Here is a 26,422-nt window from a genome sequence, read left to right on the forward strand (position 1 = left end):
ACCGGGTGCCGCAGGGCGGCGCACCCGTAGGTACCCGACCGGCTCCGGGCTCAACCGTGACTCAGAGGAAGAGCATGCACATGGCGTACGCGGCCGGCGCCGCCAGGGCGAAACCTCCGAGAGGGCCCTGCATGTGCCGGGCCACCCACATGGTGGGCGGTTCGCCGGCCATCAGCCGGCCCGCTTCCGCGTACCCCACGGCGAGGTCGGAGAGGACGGCGGTGACCGCCGCGACCAGACCGATCACGGCGGCCCGGGTCGGCGTGAAGGGAGCCACCAGGTAGCTGCCGAGGAGCCCGCTGGTCAGCGTGCCGACCATCGCGCCGGCGACCACGCCTGCGGCGCCCCGGGGCACCTGCGGGGCCAGCCGCGGCCAGGGCAGCACGGCGTCGGTGAGCCGGGCGACGGTCAGCGCGACCCCGCTCGCGGTCAGGCAGACGGTGATCGCCTGGGTGCCGGCCGGGATCCGGCTGAGCACGATCAGGGTGCCGAAGGCCACCACCCCGACCACGATGAGCAGCGTGGCGCCGAGTGAGTCGGTGACCCGGACCCGGTCGACCCGGCGGACCAACTGGCCGAGCACCGCAGCGAGGAACCCGCCGGCGGCGAGGTAGCCGAGCGGCGCCAGGCCAGCGATGTCGCTCTGCACCGCGGCGATGTCGGCGAGCGCCGCGACCGCGGCGCTGATCCCGGCGACCACCAGCAGCGCGGGCGGGCGCATGGCCATCGTCCAGGCGAGCACGAACAGCAACTGGACGCCGAAGATGATGAAAGCGAACGGCAGCCGGTGACCGGGGCCTGACGTCTGCGCGCCGAGCACCAGGCCGACACCGAGCAGAGCGGCGAAGCCGGCGATGGTCAGCGCCAACTGACGGCGCACCTCGACCGGGGGTATGACCTCCTCTTCCGGCTCGTCGATCTCGTCTTCGGATCGACGGGCCGGCTCGCCGGCGCGACGGGCACGACGCGGCCCACCCCGTTCGCGGCGATCGCCGTCGGTGGTGGCCGGACCGGTACGCGGCGCGGGCGGCTGGCCGCGGGCCGGTGCGGCCGGGCCCGGGTGGGGCCCGGCGGGCCACGATTCGCGGCCGGCCTCGGGCGAGGTGGAGGGAAACACGACCCGATCGTGCCAGACCGACCGCCCGGCGCGGCGGTCAAGGGTTTCAGCAACGTTAAAATCTGCGCCACGATCAGGGGCAAGATGGACAAACGGGAAATGGCCTGACGGTGCGGCCGAGGCGATCCGTTACGCTCGACCCGTTACCCGCCCGTCAGCGACGCCGGGACCACGCAATTTCTCAGCACACTCCGTCGTGAGTGTGACTGGTCGCGTGCGGCCGTGCGCCGCCGGGACGGAGGTGATCGTGGAGATCCTGCTGCTGGTGACTGCGCGCGCAGGGGAACCGTCGGCTGTGCTGCCGGCACTCGACCTGCTGCCGCACTCGGTGCGCACCGCGCCGCGTGACGTCCGCACCCTTGTCGCAGGGCCCAGCCCGGACGCGGTGATGGTGGACGCCCGGTCGGAGTTGAGCGAGGCCCGAGCGACCTGCCGAATGTTGCACGCCACCGGGCTCGGTGTGCCGCTGGTCGCGGTGGTGACCGAGGCCGGCCTGATCGCACTGAACGCCGACTGGGGCGTCGACGACGTCATCCTCGCCTCGGCCGGTCCCGCCGAGGTGGAGGCGCGGCTGCGGCTGGCAGTGGGCCGGCTGAGCAACGCGACCGCCGGTGCGGGCGGCTCGATCCGGGCCGGCGAACTGACCATCGACCCGGACACCTACGCGGCCAAGCTCAAGGGACGCCCGCTCGACCTCACCTACAAGGAGTTCGAGCTGCTGAAGTTCCTGGCCCAGCACCCGGGTCGGGTGTTCACCCGGGACCAGCTCCTGCGCGAGGTCTGGGGCTACGACTACTTCGGCGGCACCCGGACGGTGGACGTGCACGTCCGGCGGCTGCGCGCCAAGCTCGGTTCGGAGTACGAGTCGATGATCGGCACCGTTCGCCAGGTCGGCTACAAGTTCGTCGTTCCGCCGTCGCGGTCGCTGCCCGAGGCGGAGCACGCGCCCCTGCCGGTCTGAAGTATTCCTGTATGCCCTTTTTGCGCAGCTTGGCAGTTCTATTCTGACTGCCGGGTTTGTCGGAGAAAGGGGCGACGGTGCGCGCAGTGACCACGGGGGCGACGGACCGGCCTGACCGGCCAGCCAGGCGGAAGCCGTGACGCGGGGCAGTTCGACCGCGAGGGCGACGGGAATCGTGACGCTGGTGGTGGCGGCGCTGCTGGGCTCGGCGTACGTGCTGGGCCGCAGCCTCGTCCCCGACCAGAGCCAACGGCACGCCACGGGTGCCACCACGAACGCCGACGGGCCGCACTACGCCGACCAACCCAGCGGTGGTGAGCCGACCGCCGTCCCGAGTGCCAGCGGCAGCGCCAGCCCCCAGGCCCGCCCCGCCGAGGCCGGTCAGGACGGGACGGGACGAGACGCCGGAGACGACAAGCTGTTCGGCGCGCACGCCACCACCGGCTCCCCCCGGCTCGCGCTGACCTTCGACGACGGGCCGGACCCCCGGTACACCCCGCAGGTCCTCGCCACGCTGCGCGAATTCGACGTGCGGGCCACGTTCTGCGTGGTCGGTGAGAACGCTCAGGACCACCCCGACCTCATCCAGGCGATCGTCAACGACGGGCACACCCTGTGCAATCACTCCTGGCACCACGACGTCGGCCTGGGTGCCCGATCGGCCGACGCGATCCGCGCCGACCTCCTACGCACCAACGCGGCGATCCGGGCGGCGGTGCCGAACGCGCCGATCGTCTGGTACCGCCAGCCGGGCGGCGCCTGGACGTACCCGGTGGTGTCGGTGGCGCGGCAACTCGGCATGACCCCGCTGCACTGGTCGGTGGACCCGTCGGACTGGGAGCTGCCCGGCGCCGGCAAGATCACCGCGACGGTGCTGACCCAGGCCGAACCGGGTTCGGTGGTGCTGCTGCACGACGCCGGTGGGGACCGGCAGGGCACGGTGGACGCGCTGCGCCGGATCTTGCCCGACCTGATCGCGCGGTTCCAGTTGGAGGCACTGCCCACCGACCCGACCTGAGCCGCGGCTTTACTCGGCGACGGTCCGGGCGTCACGACACGCAGCGGATACGGTGACGGGATGAGCAGCGCGGAGCCGACCAGCGACCAGGTGACCCGGACCGACCGACTGGCGCCGGCGGACATCGCCGACGTGCTGGCCCTCGCCAGCTCCGCGGGCGACACGGACGGCGCGGACCCGCTCGACGAGCACGTCCTGCTCCGACTGCGTGACCCGGGCGCCCCGGCCCTGCACCTGATCGCCCGGGCCGACGACGGCACCCTCACCGGCTACGCGCACCTGGACACCACCGACCCGGTCGGCGGGATCGGGGTCGAGCTGGTGGTGCATCCCGCGTACCGGCGGCGGGGCACTGGTCGTGCGCTGGCCCGGGGCGTGCTCGCCTCGGCCACCGGGCCGCTGCGGGCGTGGGCGCACGGCGACCACCCCTCGGCTGCGGCGCTCGGCGTCGACCTCGGGTTCACTCGGGCGCGGGTGCTCTGGCAGCTGCGTCGGCCACTGGCTGCCCCGCTGGGCGAGCCGCGCCTGCCCGACGGGGTGACGCTGCGGGCGTACCGACCCGGGGCGGACGACGCGGCCTGGCTGACCCTCAACTCGCGCGCCTTCGCCGAGCATCCCGAGCAGGGGCGCTGGACCTCGGACGACCTGCGGGCCCGTCTCGCCGAACCGTGGTTCGACCCGGCCGGCTTCCTGCTCGCCGAGGAGACCGCGACCGGTCGACTGCTCGGCTTCCACTGGACCAAGGTGCACGAGCGGCCCGGGTCGGCCCGGATCGGCGAGGTGTACGTGCTGGGCGTGGAGCCGACCGCGCACGGCGGCGGGCTCGGCCGGGCGCTGACCACCGCCGGGTTGGCGTACCTGCGGGACCGGCGCGGCCTGGACCGGGTGATGCTCTACGTGGACGACTCGAACACCGGGGCGGTCGCGCTCTACGAGCGGCTTGGCTTCGCCCGCTGGTCCGCGCACATCAACTACCACCTCGGCTGAGCGTCGGCCATCGTCGCAGCCGGGTCACCGGCGGGTAACGGGCGGGCTTCGGCGGGATAACGGCGAACCGGAAATATGCCCATACTTCCGACAGGTGTACCCCGGTTCACTTAACGGACAACTCGTCCTCAGCAAGCGGTCACCTCGGCGGCCGTACGTGTTCACCTTGCGTTCACTTGCGACCGGCGAACCGGCTACCTGGCACTTCTAACTTTCGTGTCAGCCGGTCAATGCCGGTCCTCGGGCCCCGGGATCGGGGCGCCAAGTCAGACGCGAAGGGAAACCCCTCAGGTGAAGCTCCAGCGGTACGGCACTATTGCCTGCCTCGCTCTTGCCGCGACGCTCGGCCTCAGTGCATGCGGCTCGGACAACAACGAGCCCGCCACCGGCGCCAGCGCTTCGGGCTCGACCGCCGCGGTCGACTGCGCTACCGGAACGCTGAACGCCCAGGGCTCGTCGGCGCAGAAGAACGCCATGGCCGAGTGGATCAAGGCGTACCAGCAGAAGTGCCAGGGCGTCACGATCAACTACGAGCCCTCGGGCTCCGGCGCCGGCATCCAGGCGTTCACCGCCGGGACCGCCGACTTCGCCGGCTCCGACTCCGCGCTCAAGCCGGAGGAGCAGCCGAAGGCCGACGCCAAGTGCGTCGGTGGCAAGGCCATCCACCTGCCGATGGTGATCGGCCCGGTGGCCGTCGCCTACAACGTCAGCGGCGTGGACAACCTCCAGCTCAAGCCGGCCACCCTGGCGAAGATCTTCGCCGGCAAGGTGACCAAGTGGGACGACGCCACGATCAAGGCTGACAACCCGGACGCCAAGCTCCCGTCGACCACCATCCAGACCGTCCACCGTTCGGACGAGTCGGGCACCACCGACAACTTCACCAAGTTCCTCTCGAAGACCTCCGAGGCGGACTGGACCCTGGGCAACGCCAAGGCCTGGAAGGCCCCGGGAGGCACCGGCGCCAAGGGCTCGGACGGCGTGGCCAGCTCGGTCAAGGGCGCTGACGGCTCCATCGGCTACATGGAGTGGTCGTTCGCCGAGAACGCCGGACTGAAGATGTCCAAGATCGGCAACGGCGCCGGCGAGTTCGCCGCGCTGACCGCCGAGGCTGCCGGCAAGACCATCGCCGGCGCCAAGGTCGAGGGCCAGGGCGACGACCTCAAGCTGTCGATCGACTACAACACCAAGGAGGCCGGGGCCTACCCGATCGTCCTGGCGACGTACGAGATCGTCTGCAGCAAGGGCCTCGCGGCCGACAAGCTCAAGCTGGTCAAGGGTCTGCTGGGCTACGCCGCCAGCGCCGAGGGCCAGAACTCGCTGACCGACCTGGGCTACGCCCCGCTGCCGGAGACGGTTCGCACCAAGGTCGAGACCGCGGTCAAGAACCTTTCCTGACCCGACCCCACCACCTCCGCAACCGAATCGAGCGAGCAGATGGGTGAAACCCCTCACCGCTCGGCCGACGCCGGCACCGGCGGGACGCGCGTGACGCAGAGTCACGAGTGGCCCGCCGGTGCCTCGGCGCGTGTGGCCGAGGCACCAGTCAGCACCCGTTCCCCGGGCGGCACCGGGCTGGGCGGCGGCGGCGCGCTGCCGCGCAGCCGAAAGTTCGGCGCCGAGCGGGCCTTCCGCGGTCTCACACTGGCCGCTGGCACCGCCGTTCTGGTCATCATCGCCGCCATCGCGATCTTCCTGATCGCCAAGGCGGTGCCGGCCCTACGCGCCAACACCGAGAACTTCTGGTCCTACGAAGGCTGGTCCCCCAACGAGACCCAGCCGAAGTTCGGCATCGGCACACTCGCTTTCGGCACCGTGCTCAGCTCGGCGCTGGCGCTGCTCATGGCGGTGCCGGTGGCGCTGGGCATCGCGCTCTACCTCTCGCACTACGCGCCCCGTCGGCTGGGCACCGCGCTCGGCTTCCTGGTCGACCTGCTCGCCGCCGTGCCGAGCGTGGTCTTCGGCCTCTGGGGGCGGGACATCTTCATCAACCCGGTCCGGGACTTCTCGGTCTGGCTGAACGAGTACTTCGGCTGGATCCCGATCTTCGGCGGCGACGGCCCGTTCGGTAAGTCGATCATGCTGGGTGCCCTGGTGCTCGCGATCATGGTGTTGCCGATCATCACCTCGCTCTCCCGCGAGGTGTTCCTCCAGACGCCGACCGCCAACGAGGAGGCCGCCCTCGCCCTGGGCGCCACCCGCTGGGAGATGCTCCGCACCGCAGTGCTCCCCTACGGCCGCCCGGGCGTCATCGCCGCGGTGATGCTCGGCCTCGGCCGGGCGCTCGGCGAGACCATCGCCCTGGCGCTGACCCTCGGCATCACCTTCGGCATCTCGTTCAACCTGATCCAGAACGGCGGCAACACCATCGCCGCCAACATCGCCAACGCGTTCGGCGAGGCGAACGAGACCGGCCGGGGCGCGTTGATCGCCTCCGGCCTGGTGCTGTTCACCATCACGCTGATCGTCAACATCACGGCACGGGCGATCATCTACCGCCGCCGGGAGTTCACGGAGTCGGCCGCATGACCACAACCGTCACCTCCCACCGCACCCGCCCGCCGGCCCAGCCCGCCTCGCTGCGGGCGCGGCGGCTGCCCTGGTACGCCGCACCGGCCATCGCCGTGGCGGCCCTGGCGCTCGCCGCCGTGCTCGTCTACGGCATCGACATCGGCGGCCCGGTCCTCGTGGTCGTCCTCGGCGCGATCCTCTACCTGGTCGGGCTCTTCGTCGCGGCCAACGCGGTCGAGGGTCGCCGTTCGGCCCGCAACCGCACCTGGAGCGCGCTGATCCACTCCGCGCTCGTGCTGGCGGTGCTGCCACTGGTGTCCGTGGTCTGGACGCTGGTCAGCAAAGGCACCGAGCGACTGGACGCCAACTTCTTCCAGACCTCGATGAACAACATCGGGGCCCGAGACGCCAACGGCGGCGCCTACCACGCGATCATCGGCACACTGGAGCAGGTCGGCATCGCCGCCCTGATCACCGTGCCGCTCGGCATCCTGTGCGCCATCTACATCGTCGAGTACGGCCGGGGCAAGTTCGCCTTCGCGATCCGGTTCTTCGTGGACGTGATGACCGGCATCCCGTCGATCGTCTCCGGCCTCTTCGTGCTGGCGTTCTGGGTGCTGGTCGTGTCGCCGTGGTTCAACGACGGTCGGCCGAGCTTCTCCGGCTTCGCCGCCGCGCTCGCGCTGAGCGTGCTCATGCTCCCCACCATCGTCCGGTCCAGCGAGGAGATGCTCCGCCTCGTCCCGGCGCCGCTGCGCGAGGGCGCCTACGCGCTCGGCGTACCCAAGTGGAAGACCATCCTGCGGGTGGTGCTGCCGACGGCGCTGCCCGGCATCGTCACCGGCGTCATGCTCGCTATCGCCCGTGCGGCCGGCGAGACCGCGCCGGTGCTGCTGGTCGCCGGCGGCGGTGCCGCGATCAACACGAACCCCTTCGAGAACAACCAGTCGTCGCTGTCCCTCTTCGTCTACCAGCAGGCCGGTGACGCGTCGAAGTACGCGCCGGCACGGGCGTGGACCGCGGCACTCACCCTGGTCGCCCTCGTGCTCATCCTGACGATCGCGGCGAAGCTGCTGGCCCGTCGCAACAGGCTCAGCCGATGAACCCCGGAGGTACCACCATGGCCAAGCGCGTCGCAGCCTCGAACGTCAACGCCTACTACGGCGGGTTCAAGGCGATCGAGAACATCAACCTGACCGTCGAGCCGAAGACGGTCACCGCCCTCATCGGCCCGTCCGGATGCGGCAAGTCGACGTTCCTGCGGTCGATCAACCGGATGCACGAGGTGCTGCCGGGTGCCCGGGTCGAGGGCAGCCTGACCATCGACGACCAGGACATCTACGACCGGGACGTGGACGTCACCGCGGTCCGGCGCATGATCGGCATGGTCTTCCAGCGGCCGAACCCGTTCCCCACCATGAGCATCTTCGAGAACGTGGTGGCCGGGCTGAAGCTCAACGGGGTCCGCAAGAAGTCGATCCTGGAGGACGCGGCCGAGAAGGCGCTGCGCTCGGCGAACCTGTGGGACGAGGTCAAGGACCGGCTGGGGAAGCCCGGCGCGGGCCTCTCCGGCGGTCAGCAGCAGCGGCTCTGCATTGCCCGGACCATCGCGGTCGAGCCGCAGGTCGTGCTGATGGACGAGCCGTGCTCGGCCCTGGACCCGATCTCCACGCTGGCGATCGAGGACCTGATGTTCCAGCTCAAGGACAAGTTCACGATCATCATCGTGACGCACAACATGCAGCAGGCCGCCCGCGTGTCGGACCGGACCGCCTTCTTCTCGATCGAGAAGACCGGCGACCCGGGCCGGCTGATCGAGTACGACAACACCCAGAAGATCTTCAGCAACCCGAGCGTGAAGAAGACCGAGGACTACATCACGGGCCGCTTCGGCTGAGCCCCTCCCTCCGCCCACCCCCTCCTCCCACCCTCCCCTCCCCTCCTCCCCCTCCTCCCACCCCCACCCGCCGTCGATCTAGGAAAGATCGCTGTGCTCAAAGATCGACTGGCTGCAACAAGCCCTAGATCGACGGGCCGTAGGGGCGGGGAGGGGGCGGGAGGGGCGGGAGGGGCGGGAGGGGGCGGGAGGGGCGGGAGGGGGCGGCGCGGGTTCAGCCGAGCACGAAGCGGGGTTCGCCATCCGGCGGCAGATCCAGGCGCGGGCTGATCGGGCTGGCGGCGTCCCGGTCGGCCGCCGCTCGCGCCACCCCGGCCAGGTCGCCGGCCGCCGCCACCTGAGCCAGCGTGACCAGGGTCGGCGGCAGCATGGTCAGCTCGCCGGCCTGGGCCCGGGCGAGGGCGTCCGCCGGCCGGATCCACAGCGTGTGGTCGGCCTCGCCGGAGACGTCACGGGTCCGCTGCCCCGCCGGCAACAGGGCCACGAAGAAGTACGTGTCGAAGCGGCGCGGCTCGAATTCGGGGGTGATCCACCGGCTCCACGGCAGCAGCAGGTCCGACCGCAGCGTGAGTTGACGGTCGGCGAGAAACGCCGCGAAGCCCAGCCGGCGCCCCTCCAGGTCCTGCCGGGCCGTCTCCCAGTCGTCGCCGCTGACGTCGCCCACCACGGTCGCCGGGTCCGGGCCGGCGAGCAGCACGCCGGCCTCCTCGAAGACCTCCCGGGCGGCGGCGCAGACCACCGCCTGGGCGGCGTCCGGGGCCACCCCGAGGCGGCCCGCCCACTCGGTCGGTGCCGGGCCCGACCAGTCCAGGTGTGCCTCGGAGTCGGAGCGGTCCACCCCGCCGCCGGGGAAGGCGTACATCCCGCCGAAGGTCATGGCGGCGACGCGGCGGATGACGTACACCTCGAAGTCGGCGTCGGTCGGACGCAGCAGCAGCACGGTGGCCGCGACCCGGGGCACCGCCGGGGTGCCGCCCTCGGCCTGGAACCGGCGGGCGTGCTCGACCAGGGCGGCCGGGGCGGCGAAGCCATCGCTGTCGATCGTCATGCCGCGAGCCTAGTTCCCCCGACCGGCCGCACCGACCCGGCTGGTACGGCGATCAACGCGGCTAGCTGGTGTGCCAGACGCCTCCGCCCGACCACTCCCCGCTCTCCCTTTGCTCTGCTTCAACCCAGGCAACGGGAACGTGCGGTAACTGTTGCCTGGGTTGAAGCAGAGCAAAGGACGCGTGCAGGGGGTGGCGGACTACCGAGCGGCACAGGGGGCCGGCGGATGAGCACCGGGCAGCGGGCGGTTCACCTGGCTCGGCTAGCGTTTCGGTATGACTCGTTGGGGCATCCTGGCCACCGGCCACATCGCCAGCCGTTTCGCCGAAGACCTCCGGTTGGTGCCGGACGCCGAGCTGGTCGCGGTCGGCTCCCGTAGCGCGGAGAGCGCGCAGCGCTTCGCCGACACGTACGGCGCGAAGCGCGCGTACGGCTCCTGGGTCGAGTTGGCCGCCGACCCGGAGGTCGACGCGATCTACGTGGCGACCCCGCATTCCGCGCACTACGAGGCGGCGATGACCTGCCTGACCGCCGGACGCGCGGTGCTGCTGGAGAAGCCGTTCACCCTCGACCTGGCCACCAGCACCGAGCTGGTGGACACCGCCCGCGCCGCCGGGGTCTTCCTGATGGAGGCCATGTGGATGCGATTGAATCCGATGATCCTGCGCGTGGCTGAGCTGATCGCGGACGGGGCGATCGGCACGGTGAGCAACGTCCGGGCCGACTTCGGGGTGTCCGGGCCGTTCCCGCCGGAGCACCGGATGCGCAACCCGGCGCTGGGCGGGGGCGCCCTGCTCGACCTGGGGATCTACCCGATCAGCCTGGCTCACCTGCTGCTCGGGGTGCCGCAGCACGTCCGTTCCTGGGCGCAGCTCGGCCCGGAGGGGACGGACGAGAACACCGGCATGCTGTTCGGCTACGACACCGGAGCGCTGGCCACGCTGAGCTGCGGCATGGTCGGGTCGAGTGAGCTGTCCGCCTCGATCACCGGCAGCACCGGCCGGATCGACCTGCCGGAGCCGTTCTTCCGGCCCGGTTCGCTGACCCTGCACCGGGCTGGCGCCGAGCCGGAGACGATCACCGCCGATGGGGTCGGCAACGGCTACCAGTACGAGGCGATCGAGGTGCAGCGCTGCCTGGCCGCCGGGCTGACCGAGAGCCCGCTGGTGCCGCACGCCGCGACCCTCGAGGTGATGGCGCTGCTGGACACGGTCCGCGAGCAGATCGGCGTCCGCTACGTCTGAACAGAGAAGGCCCCTTGTCAAGGCGAGACCTTGACAAGGGGCCTTTCACGAAACGGCGGTCAGCCGAAGAGCGGCCGGACCAGCAGGTAGGCGACGCAGGCGATCAGCGCCGCGGCCGGGAACGTGATGATCCAGGCGAGCACGATGTTGCCGGCGACGTTCCAGCGGACGGCGGAGAGCCGCTTGGTCGCGCCCACGCCCATGATCGCCGAGGTGATCGTGTGGGTGGTGGAGATCGGCGCCTTCAGCACCAGGGCGTTGAAGTAGAGCACCGCGCTGGCGACCGTCTCGGCCGCGAAGCCCTCCGGCGGCCCCAGGTCGATGATCTTCCGACCGAGGGTGCGGATGATCCGCCAGCCACCGGCGTACGTGCCGAGAGCCAGCATGGTCGCCGAGGTCCAGAACACCCACCCCGGGATGTGCGTCTTGCTCTCCTGGAAACCACCGGTGTAGAGCGCCAGCACCACGATGCCCATGGTCTTGGCCGCGTCCTGCATGCCGTGGCCGACCGACATGGCCGCCGCCGAGACGGTCTGCGCCCACCGGAAGCCCCGGTTGAGCTTGCCCGGCTGCCCCTTCCGGAACAGCCAGAGGATGGCCAGCATCAGCAGGTAACCGAGGGTGAGACCGACGATCGGTGACAGGATCATCGGCAGAATGACCTTCACGCCGATGTTGCCCCACTGCACGATGCCGCCAGCGGACAGCAGGGTCGCGCCGACCAGGCCACCGAAGAGCGCGTGTGAGGACGACGACGGAAGGCCGAAATACCAGGTGATGAGGTTCCAGGCGATCGCGCCGAGCACCCCGGCGAAGACCACCCCGAGGCTGCTCACCCCGGTGGGGAGCGTGACCAGGTTGTCGCCGACGGTCTTGGCCACCCCAGCGCCGAAGTGTGCGCCGACGAAGTTGCCGACCGCGGCGAGCCCGAGGGCGATCCGGGGGGTCAACGCCCGGGTGGAGACACTTGTCGCGATCGCGTTGGCAGCGTCGTGGAAGCCGTTGGTGTAGTCGAACGCCAAGGCGACCGCGATCACCGCCAGTACGGCGATGAGTTCGGGAGACACCGGCTCAGGACTCCTTGACGGCGATGGTCTCGACGGTGTTGGCGACGTGCTCGAAGGCGTCGCAGGCGGCCTCCAGCTCGTCGGCGACCTCCTTCATCTTCAGCACCGTCAACGCGTCGTACTCGCCGGAGAAGAGGCGGACGAGCAACTGCCGGTTGATCCGGTCGCCCTCGTTCTCCAGCCGGTTGCACTCGATCCAGTAGTCCTCGAGATCCTTCATCGACTTCAGCCGGGGCATCGCGTCGGCGGTCAGCTTGGCCTGCTGGTCGAGAACGTTCACCATCTCGTGCAGCTCGCGGGGCAGCGCCGGAAGCTCGGTCAGCCCGTACAGGTAGAGCAGGTCGCCCACCGCTTCCAGGTGGTCCATCACGTCGTCCAGCAGCGAGCCGAGCCGGTAGATGTCCTCCCGGTCGAACGGGGTGATGAAGGTCGAGTTGATCTTCTTGTACAAGTCGTGGGTGATCTGGTCGCTGTCGTGCTCGACCTCGGTCAGCCGCTCGCTGACGGACTGCACGTCCACGCCGGGCAGGGCCAGCTCGTTGAGCAGCGCGGTGCCCCGGACCAGGTTCTGCGCGGCCCTGGTGAAGAGCTCGTAGAAGGCGCCCTCGGTGGGGCGGAAGGAAAACTTCACAGCACAGACCTCGTCGCGTCGGTGGAAGGGTGGCGGCGCCCGTCGGGCACCCGCTCGGTGAATGCTAAGAAACGACAGAACCGCGAATTCGGCGGCCCACCCCTGGCCAGGCCGCATTCACCGCTCGTTCACCTGCTGTTCATCTCGGCCGTCCCACCCGCACCCGCTCCCCCAGCGAGCAACCGCTCCCGCTCGTGCGCCACGTCGAAATCGGCAGCCGGATACCCCAGATCGAGGGTGTCGAACGTCTCACGCAGCAACTGGGCCACCGCCCAGTCCCGGTACCACTTACGGTCCGCCGGCACCACGAACCAGGGTGCGGCGTCCGTGCTGCACTGGCTGAGGGCCTCGGCGTACGCGGCCTGGTAGTCGTCCCAGTGAGCCCGGGAGTCGACGTCGGAGGGGTTGTACTTCCAGTGCTTGTGCGGGTCGGTGAGCCGTTCCAGCAGGCGCTTGCCCTGCTCGGCGTACGAGATGTGCAGCATCACCTTGATCACGGTCACGCCGTCGCCGGTCAACTCCCGCTCGAACGAGTTGATTTCCTCATAGCGAGCCCGCCAGATCGCCTCCGGCACCAGCGCGCCGACGCGAGCGATCAACACGTCCTCGTAGTGCGAGCGGTTGAACATCCCCACGTACCCCGGGGGCGGCAGCTCCCGACGGATCCGCCAGAGGAAGTCGTGCCGCAACTCCTGCCGACTCGGCGGCCCGAACGAACGGATGTGCAGGCCCAGCGGGTTCATCGCGCCGGCCACCCGCTTGATCGTGCCGTCCTTGCCACCGCAGTCCATCGCCTGGAGCACCAGCAGCACCCGGCGCGCCGGGCTCTCCGACCCGGTCTTGGCCATCGCGAACAGCATCTCCTGCTGCCGGCCCAGCTCGCCGCCGACCAGTTCCACCTGCTCTCGTGCCCAGGCCTTACGGTGCTCTCCGCGCCCGACCGTACCCGGCAGGCCCGGCGTGGACCGTGGGTCGATCGCGCCGAGATCCACCGGTGCCGTGACCCGCAGCAACTCCCGCACGGAGCCGCCGTCCGGCGCCACGATCTGCCCTTGCTGGGGTGCGCTCATCCACGGATCATCGCCCACCCGCAGGCCTTCCGCCCGTCGAGGGCCACCCCCGGGGCTGGACAGGCCGTCCGGCCCGGGGCTGCCAGCGCGTCCAGTCGGCGGAAGGATGTACGCCAGGACGGTGCCGACCGGGGAGGGTGGTGCGTCGTGCGGGACCTGGCGACGGAGTTCGAGGCCGAGCGGGGGCGGCTGCTCGCGGTGGCCCACCGGATGCTGGGCAGCCGCAGCGAGGCGGAGGACGCGGTGCAGGAGACCTGGCTGCGCTACGCCGGGGCGCTCGCCGACCCGACGGCCCGCGCCGAGGTCCGCGAGCTGTCGGCGTGGCTGACCACCACCTGCGCCCGGATCTGCCTGGACGTGCTGCGCTCGGCCCGGGTGCGGCGGGAGGCGTACCCGGGGCAGTGGCTGCCGGAACCGGTGGTGACCCCGTTGGATGACGGGTACGCACCCGACCCGGCGGAACGGGCGGTCCGCACCGACGAGGTCGGTACGGCGCTGCTGGTGGTGCTGGAGCGGCTCGCACCGGAGCAGCGGGTCGCTCTCGTGCTGCACGATGTGTTCGCGGTGCCGTTCGCCCGGGTCGCCGACGTGCTCGGCACCACCGAGGTGGCCGCCCGACAGCTCGCTTCCCGGGCACGCCGGGCGGTCACCGCGCCGGACGTACCCCGGCACACCGCCGACCCGGTCGAGCAGCGCCGGGTGCTCGAAGCGTTCGTCGCCGCCACCGAGTCCGGCGAGCTGGACCAACTGCTCCAGGTGCTCGCGCCGGACGTGGTCTTCGTCGGCGACTCGGGCGGGCACTTCCCCTCGGCCCGCCGGCCGGTGCTCGGCGCGGACGCCGTGGGTCGGTTCACGCTCGGCCTGTTCGGCCGGGCGGGCCGGTACGCCAACCGGGTGCTGGCCCGGCTCGTGCTCGTCGACGGCGTGCTCGGCCTCCAGATGGAGACGGTGCACAGCGACGGGCGGCCGATCCGCCTGGTCACCGCCTTCGCGGTGGACCAGGGCCGGGTCACCGCCATCTACAACCAGCTCAACCCGGAGAAACTGGCCGACGTGCCGCCGCTCGGTGTGGGCGACGGGTGGCCACCGCGCTGGTGAGCCGGGCCGGCCGGGCGTGCGGCGTCAGACCACCAGGGCCAACCACTTGCGGTACGTGGTGGCGAACGGCTCGGTGCCGTCTCCGAGCGCTCCGAACAGCCGACGGGCCGCGGCTTCGGCCTCGACCACCACGTCGTCCGGGTAGCCGAACCGAGCCCGGTGCTCGGCGAACTCGTCCTCGTCGAGCAGTTCCACCAGGCCGGTGGCCCGACGCCGGACTACGTCCAGGTCCAGGTCGATCAGGTGGACGGTGTCCTCGGATTCCCAGCGGGCCGGGGTGGCGATGTCGCAGTAGACCTCGCTGGTGCGGGGCGGCGGGTTGAACATGGCCGTCCACCAGGCGCGGTGTGGCACCAGCAGCACGAACGGAATCTTCTCGATCGACGGTCGGCCGTGGTAGACCGATTCGGTGCCCTCGGGCACGCCGAGCCAGACGCCGAGGTCGTCCTCGGTGAGGCGGCGGGCCGGGTAGTCGCGGTGGGCGCTGCCGTCGTACTTGCGGTAGATCACTCGGACCACGTCGCTCGGCATGATTCGCACCCTAACCGATACTGCCCACGCGTCGTAGCGCGGCCGTAACCGGACGGCATCGACCGTACCGACCGACCTGGCCGGCATCGCGCCACGCGGCGGATGGGCGCGGTCGGTGTCGGCGGCGCCGGGTACCGTCGCACGGTGACTCCGCCCCGCACCGCCACCGGTTCCGCCACCCCGTCGGCCCGTGCCAAGGGCCGGCGGCGGGGTGCCCGGCCCAGTGGCACGGAGCTGCTGGCGGCGGCGGTCGGCGCGGTCCCCGGTGGTGCGGAACGCCCCGGCCAGCAGCAGATGACCGTGGCGATCGAGGAGTGCGTGGCCGGCGGCGAGCATCTGCTCGTGCAGGCGGGCACCGGCACCGGCAAGTCGCTGGCCTACCTCGCGCCGGCGCTCACCGTGGACGGCCCGGTGGTGGTCTCCACCGCCACCCTGGCGTTGCAGTCCCAGCTGGTCGACCACGACCTGCCCCGGCTGGCCGACGCCGTCGAGCCGATGCTGGGGCGTCGGCCCACCTTCGCGGTGCTCAAGGGCCGCCACCACTACCTCTGCCTTGCCCGGCTGGACAACTCCACCGAGGAAGAGCCGGAGGACACCCTCTTCGACGCCCCGGCGGCTCGCCCCGGCGGCGGGACGAAGTGGCTCGGTGAGGCGGGCCGGTTGGGCAAGCAGGTCGAGCGGCTGCGCGACTGGGCCGAGCGGACGGCCACCGGCGACCGGGACGAGCTGGACCCAGGCGTCGACGATCAGGCCTGGCGGCTGGTGTCGATGCCGGCCCGGGAGTGCGTCGGGGCGACCCGCTGCCCGTTCGGGCAGGAGTGCTTCGCCGAGGCGTCACGGGCCCGGGCCCGTGAGGCCGACATCGTGGTCACCAACCACAGCCTGCTCGCGGTCGACATGCTCGCCGACCGGCACATCGTGCCGCCGCACAAGCTGCTCATCGTCGACGAGGCGCACGAGTTGGCCGACCGGGTCTCCTCCGCGGCTCAGGCGGAGTTGGTGCCGGAGCTGATCGACCGGTCCACCCGGCGGGCCCGCCCGCTGCTGCGGCCGGAGACCGCCGAGGCACTCACCGCCGCCGGTGACGCCCTCGCGGTCGGGCTGGCCGAGGCACCGGCCGGGCGCATCACCGCCGGGCTGCCGACGCCGTTGCGGGAGGCGTGCACGCTGCTCGACGCCGCCACCCGCAGCGCCCTGGACGCGATCGGCGACATCAAGTCCGACGACCCCGACCCGGTCCGCAAGCAGCAGGCCAAGGCCGCGCTGGACGAGCTCTCCACCACCGCGCAGCGGCTGTTGGAGGAGGCCGACCACGACGTGGCGTGGGTGGAGAAGAACGACAGCGGCAGCCGCCGGGCACTGGTGGTCGCGCCGCTGTCGGTGGCCGGCACCCTCGCCACCCACCTGTACGACGAACGCACCGTCGTCGCCACCTCGGCGACCCTGGCGCTGGGCGGCCGGTTCGACACGGTGGCCCGCGCCCTCGGGCTGGACGCGCCGCCGCCCGCGCCGCCGACCCCCGCCGCAGCCGCACTGGCCGCCCGCACCGGGCCTGGCCGCCCGGCCGCCGAGACGCCGGGCCGTCGGCTCGCCGGCGACGTCACCCCGAGCGCCGTCGTACCGGCGACCGAAGGCCCCGGTTGGCGGTCGCTCGACGTCGGTTCGCCGTTCGACTACGCCCGGCAGGGCATCCTGTACGTCGCCGCGCACCTGCCCCGACCCAGCGTCTCCGGGCTGCCCGACGCTGCCGGGGAGGAGCTGCTCGGGCTGGTCGAGGCGCTCGGTGGTCGTACTCTCGGGCTCTTCTCCTCCCGGCGGGCCGCGCAGCAGGCGGCGGAGCTGCTGCGCGCGCGGACCGACCTGCCGGTGCTCCTGCAGGGCGAGGAGGCGTTGCCGCTGCTGGTCCGCCGGTTCCGTGAGGAGCGCGCCAGCTGTCTGTTCGGGGTGATGTCGCTCTGGCAGGGGGTGGATGTGCCGGGTGACGCCTGCCAGCTCGTGGTCATCGACCGGCTGCCCTTCCCGCGCCCGGACGAGCCGCTGGCGGCTGCCCGCGCCGCGGCTGTGGACTCGGGCGGCGGCTCCGGCTTCGCCGCGGTCAGCGTGCCGATCGCGGCGGTGCGGCTGGCTCAGGGCGTGGGCCGGCTGATCCGGGCGACCGGCGACCGGGGCGTGGTCGCGGTGCTCGACTCACGGCTGGAAACGGCCCGAGGCTACGGGCCGTTCCTGCGCCGCTCGCTGCCACCGTTCTGGTACACCACCCGCCCCGAGGTGGCCCGGGGTGCCCTGGAACGCCTCGCCAAGTCCTGACCTGACCGCACCGCTGCGGCGGGTTGGTCAAGGGGCTTGCGAGGCGACGACCACGGCGTCGGGCGGGGTGTCCGGGACCCGTCGGGCGGCAAGCCGGCGGACCGCGGTGTTCAGCACCGCGATGAGCGGCACGGAGACCAGCGCGCCGGTGATGCCGGCGAGCACGACACCAGCGGCGATGCCGATGATCACCGCGAGCGGGTGGAGAGCGACCGCCCGTCCCATGATCAGCGGCTGGAGGACGTGGCCCTCCACCTGCTGCACACCGATCACCGCTCCGAGGATGATCAACGCGGTGACCGGGCCACTGTCGACCAGCGCCACCAGCACCGCCACGCCGCCGGAGAGCGCCGCACCGACGATCGGGATGAACGCGCCAAGGAAGACCAGCGCGGCCAGCGGGAAGGCGAACGGGACGTCGAAGATGACCAGGAAGATGCCGATGCCGACCGCGTCGATGAAGGCGACCAGCACGGTGGCGCGGACGTAGGCGCCGAGCGTGTGCCAGGAGGCGCGGCCGGCGTCGTCGACCTTCCACCGGGCGGCGACCGGCAGCAGCCGGACCAGGAAGCGCCAGATGCGGTTGCCGTCGCGCAGAAAGAAGAACGTCGCGAAGAGCACCAGCAGCGTGCCGGTCAGCACCTCGGCCAGCGTGGCGGCGGTGCTCAGCGCGCCGCTGGTGAACTTCGAGGTGTTGTCGTTGATCCAGGCCTGCGCCTCGTCGATGTAGCGGTCGAGCTGGGTGTCGGAGAGGTGCAGCGGGCCTGTCTTCAGCCAGTTCTGGATCTGCCGGACACCCTCCGACGACTTCTCGCTCAGCTCCGGCACACCGCGAATGAACTCGTTGACCACCAGCGTCAGCGTGCCGATCACCGCGGCCAGGCCGCCGACCAGCACCACCGCCGTCGCCATCGAGCGGGGCAGTCGGATCCGCAGCAGCCAGCCGACCGCTGGCGCGAGCAGCGCAGAGAGCAGCAGCGCGATGGCCAGCGGAATGATCACGATCTTGATCGTGCCGACGACCCTGAGCAGTGCCCAGGCGACCACGCCGATCACGATCAGTCGCCAGCACCACGCGGCGGCGATCCGCAGCCCGTGCGGGACGTCAGCGTCGTCCCGGCTGGAGGTCGAGCTGTGCAGGTCCACCGGAGGTTCGGCGCCGACGACCGAGGCGCTCGGCGGCGCGGTCGGCCCCGGCACGGCCGGCGACGCCACCCGGGCCGCCTCCGACACCTCGCTCAACGCGTCACTCGACGTGCCCTCGTCGGCGCTGGCCGACTCCTGTCGCGACTGGTAGGCGCGGCGGAGCCGCCCGCGTACCCGCTCGAAGCGGCTCAAGCGCACCTCCTGGCAGAGAAACCGGTCCGCCCACTACGACAGGTCGGACAGCATACGTCCGTTCCCGACACCGTAGGGCAGTTCCGCTACACAATGCCCCGGCCACCTCCGGCGTAACCACCAGCGGGCCCGCCGTCGGCGGCACGGTAGCGTCTGCGGCGTGACCGCCGACAACGATCTTGACGCCGGCCTGCCGATCCGCCTGCTGCACGACCGTGTGCTGGTGCGGATGGAGGGCAGCGAGGGTGAACGACGCTCCACCGCCGGCATCGTCATCCCGGCGACCGCCGCGGTCGGCAAGCGCCTCGCCTGGGCCACCGCAGTCGGGGTGGGGCCGAGCGTCCGCGCCATCGTCTCCGGTGACCGGGTGCTCTTCGACCCGGACGACCGCTCCGAGGTCGAGCTGCACGGCCGCGGGTACGTGCTGCTGCGGGAGCGGGACGTGCACGCCGTGGCCGCCGAGCGGATCGAGAACGACCCCACCGGCCTCTACCTCTGACGCACCTCCCCCGGCCACCAAGCCCCGCCGCGCACCGTTTGCCCGGCCGTACGACGGGAAGCCATCCGGCGACCGTGGCCCTGGGGAGGGACGATGCCGGTATTCGTTAAGAAGTTGTTGACCTGGGGCAGTGTCGCGTTCCTGATCTACTTCGTGGCCTTCCGGCCGGAGGGCGCCGCGCAGATGTTCAAGGCGATCGGGGCGGCGCTGATCACGATGTTCCAGGGCCTCGGTGACTTCCTCACCACCCTGATGACCTGAGCCCACCCTGATGACCTGAGCCCACCCTGATGACCTGAGCCCGCCCTGATGACCTGAGCCCGCCAGCCGGGGGGCCGCACGTCGTCAGGGCCGCAGCTCGTCAGGGGTGGCTCGGCGGCCAGGGCGCTGCCGGTCGCGGGACGGGCCAGCCAGACGGGGCGTACCCCACCGGAGGCGGAGCAGGGGCCAGCACCACCGGGATCGGCACCACGGGCTCGTCCGGCGCGTCCACCGGGCGCTGCGTACCGTCCGGGAAGCGCAGGTGGTAGCGGCTGCCGTCCCAGACCCCCGCCGGGGCCTGCGGGTCCCGACCGACGAAGAACGACCGGTACGCGCTGATCGCGTCCAGCAGCTCCCGCTCCTCGCGGGCGGTCCGCTCCTGGTCGGCCGGCTTGCGGTCCAGGCCGCGCAGCGTCCCGTCGCGCAGCAGGGCCAGCCGGGTGGCGGCGAACTGGTAGCCGCGCATCGCCCGTACACCGGCGTCGCCCGCCACCCGCCGGGCCCAACTGCGGGCCGCGTGCCGCCGACCGAGGCTGCTCAGCGCGGCCACCTCGGGCGGGCTCAGCCAGCCGGCGCGTACGTAGTCCGGCAATGTCCGCTCGGTGAGCCGCCCCTCCCAGGCGCGCAGCCACACCGCCAGCCCGACCATGCCGAAGAAGACCGGCACCATCAGGCCCAGGAAGCCGTACAACATGATCACCGCTTCGCCGGTGGCCTGGGTCAGCGTGGGCAGCAGGTTCCACGTGCCGTGCAGCATCATCGCCAGCAGCAGGCCGCCGATCGGGGCGAGCACCCGGACCCGCCGGTCGGCCGTCCGAGCCGCGATGCCCAGCCCCACACCGGTCATCGAGGTGAAAAGCGGATGGGCGAACCCGAACAGCAGGATCCGGACGATGAAGATCGCGATGACCTGCTGCGTGCCGGTCGCCGGGCCGTACCGGTCGGCGCCGGTCGCATAGCCGTATCCGCCCAGGTAGAGGATGTTTTCCACCATGGCGAAGCCGACCGCGGAGAGCCCGCAGTAGACCAGGCCGTCGGTGATCCCGGACCACTCGCGGCGGCGGAACACCAGCAGCAGGATCGGGCCCAGTGCCTTGGTCAGCTCCTCGATGAACGGCGCCACCAGCACCCCGGTGAGCGCGGACGGCAGGCCCCAGTCCGCGAAGCGGTTGGCGGCGAAGTCGTTGACCGTGAGCGAGGCGGCGGTGGAGACGAACGCCCCCCAGGCGAAGCAGAAGATCAGATACTTCAGCGGCTCCGGTTCGTAGCGGTCCAGCCAGAGGAAACAGGCGACCAGCACCGGCACCGGCAGGATGGCGGCGACCACCCCGATCAGCAGGGCCCGCACACCGAGCGACTGGCCGAGCGTGAAGACCATGAACACCGCGCAGGCGGCAATGAACAGCACCACCCCGGCCAGCACCAGGAACCGCCGCCAGCCCAGTCGGCGCAGCGGCATCCGGGGTGCCTCGCCGACGGACGGGGCCGTGGGTGCGTGCGACGACGGCAGCGGTGAACCGGGCGGGGTGTCGGCCATGCGGTCAGCGTAGCCATCCGCTGCCGTCTGGTCCGGGCGCATCGGTAGCCGCTATGCTGCCGGCAGGTCACGAGTGCCAGCGTTCAGCCCCGGCTTGCTGGCCGGCAACCCTCGTCGAGTTCGCGGTGGGGTGCCCCGGGTGATGACCGGGCCCAGCCCGATCGGTGTGCTGGGCAAGCGCGGACCCCGTCCCGACATGCACCCGGGGTCCCTGACCCCGGAGGTTCCGGCGTGTCCGTCACTCTCGTTCCCTCACTGCCCACCCACTTCGACGCCGCGCCCACGCCGGTCTCGTCGCGGCCACTCGACGTCCTCGGTGTGCCGGGCGAGATCAACCTGGACTACGCGGCCAGCGCGCCGTGCGCCCAGGCCGCCGCCGACGCGGTGGCCGAGCTGCTTCCCTGGTACGCCAGCGTGCACCGCGGGGCGGGCGCGCTGTCCCGGCGCTGCACCCTCGCGTACGAGCAGGCCCGGCAGACGGTCGGCGACTTCTTCGGCGTCCGCGCCGACGATCACGTGATCTTCACCCGCAACACGACTGACGCGCTCAACCTGCTGGCGCGGGCACTGCCGGCCGGCACGACGGTTGTCACCTTCGCGGGCGAGCACCACGCCAACCTGCTGCCCTGGCCGCGCGGTTCGGTGCGGCTGCCGGTGCCCAGCGACCCCGCCGGGGCGGTACGCGACCTCGCCGCCGCCCTCACCGAGCTGCGCCGGGGCAACAGCCCGGCACTGCCGGTGCTGGTCGCGGTGACCGGTGCGAGCAACGTGACAGGTGAACGGTGGCCGGTCGCCGAACTGGCCCGGGTGGCCCACCGGCACGGTGCCCGGATCGTGCTCGACGCCGCGCAACTCGCCCCGCACGCCCCGGTCGACCTGCGCGCGCTCGACGTCGACTACCTGGCCGTGTCCGGCCACAAGCTGTACGCGCCGTTCGGTGCGGGTGTGCTGGTCGGCCGGGCGGACTGGCTGGACAGCGCTCCGCCGTACCTGGCGGGTGGCGGTGCCACCAGTCACGTCGGGCCGGCCACCCACGACGTGACCTGGACGACCGGTCCGGCCCGGCATGAGGGCGGCACCCCGAATCTGCTCGGCGCGGTCGCGCTGGCGGCGGTGTGCGGTGCGCTCGACGACGCAGACCGGGCCGCGCTGGCCGCCCGCGAGCAGTCGCTGCTGGCCCGGCTGCGGACCGGCATCGCCGCCCTGCCGCACGTGGTGGAGCTGCGCACCTTCGGCCCGGACGCGCCCCGGGTCGGCATCGTCTCGTTCGTGGTCGCCGGATGGGACTCCGCCGACGTGGCCGCGCGGCTGGCCACCAGGCACCGGATCGGCGTACGCGACGGGTTGTTCTGCGCCCACCCGCTGGCCCGGCGGCTGCTCACCGAGGCGGCGGGGCGTACCGGCCGGCGGGACCTGCCACCCACCGCGCTGCGCGCCAGCATCGGCCTGGGCAGCACGACCGCGCAGGTGGACCGGCTGCTCGCCGCGCTCGCCGAGCTGGGCTGAGGCCCGCCCGCTGGTGGCCCCCGCTCAGCCGACCGGCGGGGCGGTGGGTGGCTTCGGCGCCTCGCCGGGCTCGGCCGGCTCACCGACCGGCCGTTCCTGCTCCCCGAAGGCGGTGCGAATCCACCGGTTCGCCTCCTCCTGCTCGATCCCGGAGGCCACCAGCAGGTCGCTCGCGGTGGTCCGGATCTGGGCGACCACCACACTGCCGGAGAAGCCGACCCCGGCACCGTACGCCCGGCCGGCTTCGCTGACCGCCCGCAGCGACCGCTCCCGGGCCTTCTGCGGTTCCTCGCCGGCGGCGAACTCGTGTTTGAGCAGCCGGACCGACTCGGCGAGATGGCCGATGGCGTCCGGCATCGGATCGGGCACCGGCTCCTCGTCCTCGACCAGCGTGACGGCCCGGCGAATCAGCGTGCCGGTGTTGCGCATCGCCCGGTCGACCGGGTCGGCCGCCTCCGCGTAGTGGATCAGCTCACTGCGACGGTGCCAGCGGGCCGGGGAGAGGGTGGCCGTCTCCTTCGCGCCCTCGATCGCCTCGGCCAACGTGGCCAGCTCCTCCTTGTTGTCGCGCAGCCGATCCAGCGCCCGCTGGATGCTGGCGCGGTCCCGGCTGCGCAACCCGTCCGCGGTGGCGTCGAGCTGGGCGGCGAGCAGGTCCAGCGCCGGCCGCGCGGCCCGGTTGATCACCCGGAGCGGGTTCAGCGGCAGCAACACCGCCGTGACCAGCAACGCGATCCCACCGCCGAGGAACGCGTCGACGAAGCGTGGGATCTCCAGATCCTTGGTGGACGGGCTCAGCGTCACGATCAGCACCGCCGTGGCCGCCGCCTGGATGACGATGGCCACGCTCGCCCCGGCGAAGATCGTGAACAGGATCGCCACCGTGACCACCAGGCCGAGCTGCCACGCCCCGGTGCCGAGCAGGTAGATCAGGAAGTCGCCGATGGCCACCCCGATCCCCACCCCGGCGATCAACTCCACGGTCCGGCGGAACCGCTGGCCGACCGACGCGGCCAGGGTGCCGACCGCGGAGATCGGCGCGAACACCGGTTGCGGGTTGCCGAGCACCTTGTGCGAGATCAGGTACGCCAGCCCGGCGGCAAGCCCTGCCTGCACCGCCAGCCCGCCGGCCATCCGCACCCGGTGCAGCCGGTCGTGCAGGGTGGCGCGGCCACGATGGCGCAGCTGTTCGGTGGCCTCGGCGATCCGCGCGCCGTCGATGTCCACCAGCCCGTCGCGTAGCGCGGTACGTCGCACCATCGGAGGACGCCTGTCCCGGGCCACGGCCATGGGCGCGACTACCCGTGGCAGGCCCGCTGAATCCTGCCGCGCCACGCGCTGCGGGCGCGATGCGGCAGACTCGACTGGTGGTTGATCTCCTGGATCGATGGCGGGTGGCGGCCCGGGGCGCCGGTGCGAGGCCGGACGCGGGTTTGACCAGGGCCGGGGAGCTGTTGCTCGCCCGGTGGCGGGAGCCGCACCGGCACTACCACACGGTGGCCCACCTGACGGCGGTGCTCGACGTGGTGGACCAGCACGCCGGGCTGACCGACCGGGCCGACGTGGTCCGGCTGGCGGCCTGGTGGCACGACGCGGTCTACGACCCACGGGCCGACGGCGACGCCAACGAACGGGACAGCGCCGCGCTGGCCGAGAGCGTGCTCACCGGGCTCGGGGTGCCGGTGTCCACGGCAGCCGAGGTGCACCGGCTGGTGCTGCTCACCGCCGGACACGCGGTGGCACCGGGCGACCGGGACGGCGCCCTGCTCTGCGATGCGGACCTCGCCGTGCTGGCCGCGCCGCCAGCCACCTACGAGCGTTACGCGGCGGCCATCCGGCGGGAGTACGCCCATGTGCCGGAGCCGGCCTTCCGGGCCGGGCGGGCCGCGGTGTTGACCGGCCTGCTGGCACTGCCCGCGCTGTTCCGGCTGCCACAGCTTCACGGCCGCTGGGAGGAGCCCGCCCGCGACAACGTGCGCCGTGAGCTGGCCACGCTCACCGGGTCGCCGGGGGGCGCGGGCTGACCAGGTGCTGTGACGGCCTGACCAGGTGCTTCGGCGGGCCGACCAGGTGCTTCGGGCGGCGCAGGCCGGCAGCGCGGAGCAACCGGACCAGCTCCCGACTCGGCACCACCTGGGCACCGAGCCACACCGCCGCCGCGAACCGCTCGGCCGGGATGTCGTAGTGGTCCCGGTCGAAGCCGCGCCGGGGAGCGCCGAGCGCCTCAGCGAAGGCGTGCAGCTCGGCGTACGAAACGTCGCTGATCAGGTGCGACCAGAGCCGACCGCGCCACGGCCAGGCAGGCCGGTCCAGGTAGAGCATGGTGCCCAAGCTATCCCGCGCAGTCGATCATGTTGATGATCGCCGGCCGGCGACCTAGCCTCGGCTGCATGGCCCCCACCACTCTCCTCGACGACCTGCGCGCCGCGCTCGGTGACGACGCCGTGCTCACCGACCCGGACCTGCTGCGGATGCACCAGCGGGACGAGGCCGACCTGTGCGCCGCCGGCACCCCACTCGTGGTGACGCGTCCGCGCAGCACCGAACAGGTGGTCGCCGTGGTCCGGGCGGCGGCGCGGCATGGCGTACCCGTGGTGCCGCAGGGCGCGCGGACCGGGCTGGCCGGCGCGGCGAACGCGGTGGACGGCGCGGTGGTGCTCAGCACCGTCGCGATGGCCGAGATCCGGGAGATCGACCCGGTGAGCCGGATCGCGGTGGTTCAGCCGGGGGTGGTCAACGCGGCGCTGGCCGGGGCGGTCGCCAAGCAGGGCCTCTGGTACCCGCCGGACCCCGGGTCCTGGGAGTCGTCCACGATCGGCGGCAACGTGGCCACCAACGCTGGCGGCATGTGCTGCGTGAAGTACGGCGTGACCACCGAGTATGTGCTCGGCCTGGAGGTGGTGCTCGCCTCCGGTGAGGTGCTGCGCACCGGCCGGCGTACGGCCAAGGGGGTGGCTGGCTACGACCTGACCCGGCTCTTCGTCGGCTCGGAGGGCACCCTCGGGGTGATCACCGAGGTGACCGTGGCGCTGCGGCCCGCACCGGCCGACTCGCTGACCCTGGTGGCGGTCTTCCCGTCCACCGCGGCGGCCGGCGCGGCGGTGGCCGAGATCGCGGCCCGTGGGCTCACTCCCAGCCTGCTGGAGCTGCTCGACCAGACCCACCTGCGGGCGATCGAGGCGTACCAGCCGATGGGGTTGCGGACCGACGCCCAGGCCCTGCTGCTGGCCGCCGCGGACACCGGCACCCGGGCGGCGGACGACCTGGCCGACCTGGCCGAGGTGTGCGAGGCGGCCGGCGCCGACGAGGTCTACGCGGCCACCGACGCGGTGGAGGCGGCGGCGCTCCTACAGGCCCGCCGGCTGGCCCACCCTGCGATGGAGAAGTTCGCCGCCGACGCCTACCCGGGCGGCAACGGCGGTCTGGTGATCGACGATGTGGCGGTGCCGCGCGGGTCGCTCGCCGCCCTGCTGGACGGGGTGGCCCGGATCGCGGCCGAGTGCGAGGTGCCGATCGGCGTGGTGGGGCACGCCGGGGACGGCAACATGCATCCGAACATCGTCGTCGACCGGGCCGACCCGGCGAGCGTGGAGCGGGGCCGGCGGGCGTTCGACGAAATCATGCAGCTCGGCCTGGACCTGGGCGGGACGTGCACCGGGGAGCACGGGGTCGGGCTGCTCAAGCGGGACTGGCTGGCCCGGGAGATCGGGCCGGTCGGCGTCCGGGTGCACCAGGCGATCAAGTCGGCTCTGGACCCGGCTGGCCTGCTCAACCCCGGCAAGGTGCTCTGACCTG

At 72.1% G+C, this 26,422-nt stretch carries 25 protein-coding genes and 1 riboswitch; of the genes, 15 read left to right on the forward strand and 10 right to left on the reverse strand.

Annotation, left to right across the window (positions count from 1 at the left end):
• Nucleotides 1-61: 61 nt before the first annotated feature.
• Complete coding sequence (locus PCA76_RS30140; protein WP_272613800.1) at nt 62-1,117, reverse strand: hypothetical protein; 1,056 nt, start codon at nt 1,115-1,117, stop codon at nt 62-64.
• Nucleotides 1,118-1,358: 241 nt separating this feature from the next.
• Here PCA76_RS30140 and PCA76_RS30145 point away from each other — a divergent pair, with 241 nt between their 5' ends.
• The 7 genes from PCA76_RS30145 to pstB all read left to right on the forward strand — a co-directional run bounded on the left by PCA76_RS30145 (nt 1,359) and on the right by pstB (nt 8,491).
• Nucleotides 1,359-2,078: a winged helix-turn-helix transcriptional regulator gene (locus PCA76_RS30145; RefSeq protein WP_181518701.1), complete on the forward strand. Its 720-nt coding sequence runs from the start codon at nt 1,359-1,361 to the stop codon at nt 2,076-2,078.
• Between the two features lie 175 nt (nt 2,079-2,253).
• Complete coding sequence (locus tag PCA76_RS30150) at nt 2,254-3,096, forward strand: polysaccharide deacetylase family protein (protein ID WP_272613801.1); 843 nt, start codon at nt 2,254-2,256, stop codon at nt 3,094-3,096.
• Between the two features lie 60 nt (nt 3,097-3,156).
• Nucleotides 3,157-4,083: a mycothiol synthase gene (gene mshD, locus PCA76_RS30155; protein ID WP_272613802.1), complete on the forward strand. Its 927-nt coding sequence runs from the start codon at nt 3,157-3,159 to the stop codon at nt 4,081-4,083.
• A gap of 291 nt (nt 4,084-4,374) precedes the next feature.
• Nucleotides 4,375-5,481 carry a phosphate ABC transporter substrate-binding protein PstS gene (pstS, locus tag PCA76_RS30160; protein WP_272613803.1) on the forward strand — a complete coding sequence of 369 codons (1,107 nt, stop codon included), beginning with the start codon at nt 4,375-4,377 and terminating at the stop codon, nt 5,479-5,481.
• A 39-nt stretch (nt 5,482-5,520) separates the two neighbouring features.
• Entirely contained in the window at nt 5,521-6,612 is a 1,092-nt protein-coding gene (gene pstC / locus PCA76_RS30165; protein WP_099848928.1) for a phosphate ABC transporter permease subunit PstC, read from the forward strand.
• Nucleotides 6,609-7,697 carry a phosphate ABC transporter permease PstA gene (pstA, locus tag PCA76_RS30170; protein WP_272613805.1) on the forward strand — a complete coding sequence of 363 codons (1,089 nt, stop codon included), beginning with the start codon at nt 6,609-6,611 and terminating at the stop codon, nt 7,695-7,697. Before pstC ends, pstA begins: the two co-directional genes overlap by 4 nt.
• Nucleotides 7,698-7,714: 17 nt before the next feature.
• Nucleotides 7,715-8,491 carry a phosphate ABC transporter ATP-binding protein PstB gene (gene pstB / locus PCA76_RS30175; RefSeq protein WP_272619733.1) on the forward strand — a complete coding sequence of 259 codons (777 nt, stop codon included), beginning with the start codon at nt 7,715-7,717 and terminating at the stop codon, nt 8,489-8,491.
• Nucleotides 8,492-8,705: 214 nt separating this feature from the next.
• Here pstB and PCA76_RS30180 read toward each other — a convergent pair whose 3' ends face one another.
• Nucleotides 8,706-9,539 carry an NUDIX hydrolase gene (locus PCA76_RS30180; protein ID WP_272613807.1) on the reverse strand — a complete coding sequence of 278 codons (834 nt, stop codon included), beginning with the start codon at nt 9,537-9,539 and terminating at the stop codon, nt 8,706-8,708.
• A gap of 274 nt (nt 9,540-9,813) precedes the next feature.
• On the opposite strand from PCA76_RS30180, the gene PCA76_RS30185 reads away from it, so the two are divergent.
• Complete coding sequence (locus PCA76_RS30185) at nt 9,814-10,782, forward strand: Gfo/Idh/MocA family protein (RefSeq protein WP_272613808.1); 969 nt, start codon at nt 9,814-9,816, stop codon at nt 10,780-10,782.
• A gap of 59 nt (nt 10,783-10,841) precedes the next feature.
• On the opposite strand, the gene PCA76_RS30190 is transcribed toward PCA76_RS30185, so the two are convergent.
• The 3 genes from PCA76_RS30190 to PCA76_RS30200 all read right to left on the reverse strand — a co-directional run bounded on the left by PCA76_RS30190 (nt 10,842) and on the right by PCA76_RS30200 (nt 13,550).
• The gene (locus tag PCA76_RS30190; RefSeq protein WP_272613810.1) at nt 10,842-11,849 is read right to left on the reverse strand and encodes an inorganic phosphate transporter; all 1,008 of its coding nucleotides are present in this window, start codon (nt 11,847-11,849) and stop codon (nt 10,842-10,844) included.
• A gap of 4 nt (nt 11,850-11,853) precedes the next feature.
• Nucleotides 11,854-12,480, reverse strand: a complete 627-nt coding sequence (locus PCA76_RS30195) for a DUF47 domain-containing protein (RefSeq protein ID WP_053655020.1) — start codon at nt 12,478-12,480, stop codon at nt 11,854-11,856.
• A 128-nt stretch (nt 12,481-12,608) separates the two neighbouring features.
• Nucleotides 12,609-13,550 (reverse strand): PPK2 family polyphosphate kinase, encoded by a 942-nt coding sequence (locus PCA76_RS30200; protein ID WP_272613812.1) that lies wholly within the window; start codon nt 13,548-13,550, stop codon nt 12,609-12,611.
• A gap of 147 nt (nt 13,551-13,697) precedes the next feature.
• Between PCA76_RS30200 and sigJ the strand changes: the two genes are divergently transcribed.
• A complete protein-coding gene (sigJ, locus tag PCA76_RS30205; RefSeq protein WP_272613813.1) occupies nt 13,698-14,648 on the forward strand; it encodes an RNA polymerase sigma factor SigJ in 951 nt (316 codons plus the stop codon).
• 24 nt (nt 14,649-14,672) lie between these two features.
• Here the strand turns inward: sigJ and PCA76_RS30210 are convergent, their stop codons facing one another.
• On the reverse strand, nt 14,673-15,179 hold the full coding sequence (locus tag PCA76_RS30210) for a DUF402 domain-containing protein (RefSeq protein ID WP_272613814.1): 507 nt from the start codon (nt 15,177-15,179) through the stop codon (nt 14,673-14,675).
• A 102-nt stretch (nt 15,180-15,281) separates the two neighbouring features.
• Between PCA76_RS30210 and PCA76_RS30215 the strand changes: the two genes are divergently transcribed.
• Nucleotides 15,282-17,486, forward strand: coding sequence for an ATP-dependent DNA helicase (locus tag PCA76_RS30215; RefSeq protein WP_272613816.1), 2,205 nt, complete (start codon nt 15,282-15,284; stop codon nt 17,484-17,486).
• A 27-nt stretch (nt 17,487-17,513) separates the two neighbouring features.
• On the opposite strand, the gene PCA76_RS30220 is transcribed toward PCA76_RS30215, so the two are convergent.
• Nucleotides 17,514-18,824 (reverse strand): AI-2E family transporter, encoded by a 1,311-nt coding sequence (locus tag PCA76_RS30220; RefSeq protein ID WP_272613817.1) that lies wholly within the window; start codon nt 18,822-18,824, stop codon nt 17,514-17,516.
• A gap of 160 nt (nt 18,825-18,984) precedes the next feature.
• On the opposite strand from PCA76_RS30220, the gene PCA76_RS30225 reads away from it, so the two are divergent.
• Nucleotides 18,985-19,323: a GroES family chaperonin gene (locus PCA76_RS30225; protein WP_272613818.1), complete on the forward strand. Its 339-nt coding sequence runs from the start codon at nt 18,985-18,987 to the stop codon at nt 19,321-19,323.
• A gap of 93 nt (nt 19,324-19,416) precedes the next feature.
• Nucleotides 19,417-19,584: a hypothetical protein gene (locus tag PCA76_RS30230; RefSeq protein WP_272613820.1), complete on the forward strand. Its 168-nt coding sequence runs from the start codon at nt 19,417-19,419 to the stop codon at nt 19,582-19,584.
• 100 nt (nt 19,585-19,684) lie between these two features.
• On the opposite strand, the gene PCA76_RS30235 is transcribed toward PCA76_RS30230, so the two are convergent.
• Entirely contained in the window at nt 19,685-21,163 is a 1,479-nt protein-coding gene (locus tag PCA76_RS30235) for a PrsW family intramembrane metalloprotease (RefSeq protein ID WP_272613821.1), read from the reverse strand.
• A 23-nt stretch (nt 21,164-21,186) separates the two neighbouring features.
• Nucleotides 21,187-21,307, forward strand: a riboswitch (SAM riboswitch).
• A gap of 69 nt (nt 21,308-21,376) precedes the next feature.
• Here PCA76_RS30235 and PCA76_RS30240 point away from each other — a divergent pair.
• Nucleotides 21,377-22,627 (forward strand): aminotransferase class V-fold PLP-dependent enzyme, encoded by a 1,251-nt coding sequence (locus PCA76_RS30240; RefSeq protein WP_272619735.1) that lies wholly within the window; start codon nt 21,377-21,379, stop codon nt 22,625-22,627.
• A gap of 24 nt (nt 22,628-22,651) precedes the next feature.
• Here PCA76_RS30240 and PCA76_RS30245 read toward each other — a convergent pair whose 3' ends face one another.
• Nucleotides 22,652-23,887 (reverse strand): FUSC family protein, encoded by a 1,236-nt coding sequence (locus PCA76_RS30245; RefSeq protein WP_272613823.1) that lies wholly within the window; start codon nt 23,885-23,887, stop codon nt 22,652-22,654.
• 107 nt (nt 23,888-23,994) lie between these two features.
• On the opposite strand from PCA76_RS30245, the gene PCA76_RS30250 reads away from it, so the two are divergent.
• Nucleotides 23,995-24,651 (forward strand): HD domain-containing protein, encoded by a 657-nt coding sequence (locus tag PCA76_RS30250; protein WP_272613825.1) that lies wholly within the window; start codon nt 23,995-23,997, stop codon nt 24,649-24,651.
• On the opposite strand, the gene PCA76_RS30255 is transcribed toward PCA76_RS30250, so the two are convergent.
• The gene (locus tag PCA76_RS30255) at nt 24,623-24,949 is read right to left on the reverse strand and encodes a DUF4031 domain-containing protein (RefSeq protein ID WP_272613826.1); all 327 of its coding nucleotides are present in this window, start codon (nt 24,947-24,949) and stop codon (nt 24,623-24,625) included. The genes PCA76_RS30250 and PCA76_RS30255 overlap by 29 nt on opposite strands.
• 68 nt (nt 24,950-25,017) lie before the next feature.
• On the opposite strand from PCA76_RS30255, the gene PCA76_RS30260 reads away from it, so the two are divergent.
• Nucleotides 25,018-26,418, forward strand: a complete 1,401-nt coding sequence (locus tag PCA76_RS30260; protein WP_272613828.1) for an FAD-binding oxidoreductase — start codon at nt 25,018-25,020, stop codon at nt 26,416-26,418.
• The last annotated feature ends 4 nt before the right edge of the window (nt 26,419-26,422 follow it).

Origin of the sequence: Micromonospora sp. LH3U1 (assembly GCF_028475105.1) — a bacterium.
Lineage (GTDB): Bacteria > Actinomycetota > Actinomycetes > Mycobacteriales > Micromonosporaceae > Micromonospora.

Bases quoted from the DNA above. Each gene is read 5' to 3' on its own strand.
- mshD (WP_272613802.1), top strand. From the start codon at position 3,157: ATGAGCAGCGCGGAGCCGACCAGCGACCAGGTGACCCGGACCGACCGA.
- pstC (WP_099848928.1), top strand. From the start codon at position 5,521: ATGGGTGAAACCCCTCACCGCTCGGCCGACGCCGGCACCGGCGGGACG.
- pstA (WP_272613805.1), top strand. From the start codon at position 6,609: ATGACCACAACCGTCACCTCCCACCGCACCCGCCCGCCGGCCCAGCCC.
- pstB (WP_272619733.1), top strand. From the start codon at position 7,715: ATGGCCAAGCGCGTCGCAGCCTCGAACGTCAACGCCTACTACGGCGGG.
- PCA76_RS30180 (WP_272613807.1), bottom strand. From the start codon at position 9,539: ATGACGATCGACAGCGATGGCTTCGCCGCCCCGGCCGCCCTGGTCGAG.
- PCA76_RS30185 (WP_272613808.1), top strand. From the start codon at position 9,814: ATGACTCGTTGGGGCATCCTGGCCACCGGCCACATCGCCAGCCGTTTC.
- PCA76_RS30200 (WP_272613812.1), bottom strand. From the start codon at position 13,550: ATGAGCGCACCCCAGCAAGGGCAGATCGTGGCGCCGGACGGCGGCTCC.
- PCA76_RS30210 (WP_272613814.1), bottom strand. From the start codon at position 15,179: ATGCCGAGCGACGTGGTCCGAGTGATCTACCGCAAGTACGACGGCAGC.
- PCA76_RS30215 (WP_272613816.1), top strand. From the start codon at position 15,282: ATGGGCGCGGTCGGTGTCGGCGGCGCCGGGTACCGTCGCACGGTGACT.
- PCA76_RS30230 (WP_272613820.1), top strand. From the start codon at position 19,417: ATGCCGGTATTCGTTAAGAAGTTGTTGACCTGGGGCAGTGTCGCGTTC.
- PCA76_RS30235 (WP_272613821.1), bottom strand. From the start codon at position 21,163: ATGCGCCCGGACCAGACGGCAGCGGATGGCTACGCTGACCGCATGGCC.
- PCA76_RS30245 (WP_272613823.1), bottom strand. From the start codon at position 23,887: ATGGTGCGACGTACCGCGCTACGCGACGGGCTGGTGGACATCGACGGC.
- PCA76_RS30255 (WP_272613826.1), bottom strand. From the start codon at position 24,949: ATGCTCTACCTGGACCGGCCTGCCTGGCCGTGGCGCGGTCGGCTCTGG.
- PCA76_RS30260 (WP_272613828.1), top strand. From the start codon at position 25,018: ATGGCCCCCACCACTCTCCTCGACGACCTGCGCGCCGCGCTCGGTGAC.